The following is a 1007-nucleotide window of genomic DNA, read 5'->3' as shown; positions in this document are numbered from 1 at the left end:
AATCACTCTTAAATTGTTTGTTAGCACTTAGTCTTCTGAGGTTTCGAACTTCTTAGCTTTAATTTCTAGAGCTTTTTGCATAGCTCTTCTCTCATCTCTTTTTTGAATAAAATAGTGTGCGAGCCCAGAAACCAAACTTAGAACGACACCACCCAAAATGAACACCATTTGTTGAGTCGCACCACCGTAGATAAGCTCCATAATTTGTTCATAAAACACGCCAACTAAAACCATAACAAAACCAGTAAACATATATACCTTGAGCAAAGTCGCAGTCAGAGGCAAAGATGTTCTTCTATTTGATTTAACGTAGGTTATTTCTTTTTCAGCATTTTTTATATCAGTTGCTGTAATTTCAACAAAGTCGTCACCAAATACGTATTTTTCTTTTTGAAGAAACTCTTCAAGTTCTCGCTTACGTAATGACTGATAGTTTTCTAGTGCTTGGGAACCAGATTCTGTATAAATAACTTTCATTTTATTTACTCTACTTCGACTTTGCATTGGAAATACGGGTTGCTACCAAAACGCCTGCTAAAACAACCGCAACAACAAAAACCGGAGTTCCCCAGTCTTTAGACAAATTTGCTGCTGCGTATGCAGAAAGGGCGGTAAGGGCATACTCAGAAACTTGACACAGAATCCACCATTTTGAGGTCTTTTCTGTTCCAAATGTATTGCTAATGACGTTAGCAGAAGACCTTACATGATCATGTGTAACTTCTCTCGGCATATCTTCTGCTTTAGCCGCATCACCAAAATTAAGTGACTTTTTATAAAGCACATTAGCATAGTCGCTTACAGTGGACTGATATCGCTTAACTCCTGACAGTGTGAAACCAGCTTCTTTTAATTCTTGATCTGTTTTCAAAGTACCCAACCTATGTGGAACATTTCTTAATTACATATAAATCAGCACATTATACCATATATGATTTTCATGTCTTCCAATTCAGAACCTGAACTTATGAGTTATCGTGAGTGCTAACGCCGCATTAAGGTGTGAG

At 37.1% G+C, this 1007-nt stretch carries 2 protein-coding genes; both read right to left on the bottom strand.

Annotated features, from left to right (window positions below):
- Nucleotides 1–27: 27 nt before the first annotated feature.
- Complete coding sequence (locus ACP45E_RS00675; protein ID WP_017038784.1) at nt 28–477, bottom strand: hypothetical protein; 450 nt, start codon at nt 475–477, stop codon at nt 28–30.
- A 10-nt stretch (nt 478–487) separates the two neighbouring features.
- Entirely contained in the window at nt 488–871 is a 384-nt protein-coding gene (locus ACP45E_RS00670; RefSeq protein ID WP_017038785.1) for a hypothetical protein, read from the bottom strand.
- Nucleotides 872–1007: the final 136 nt, after the last annotated feature.

It is taken from the genome of Vibrio genomosp. F10 str. 9ZD137, assembly GCF_049974785.1.
Classification (GTDB): domain Bacteria; phylum Pseudomonadota; class Gammaproteobacteria; order Enterobacterales; family Vibrionaceae; genus Vibrio.
This window is presented reverse-complemented; position numbering and strand designations above follow the sequence as displayed.

What these genes read in the sequence shown, in the direction of transcription:
- ACP45E_RS00675 (WP_017038784.1), bottom strand. Translation starts at nt 477, where the DNA reads ATGAAAGTTATTTATACAGAATCTGGTTCCCAAGCACTAGAAAACTAT.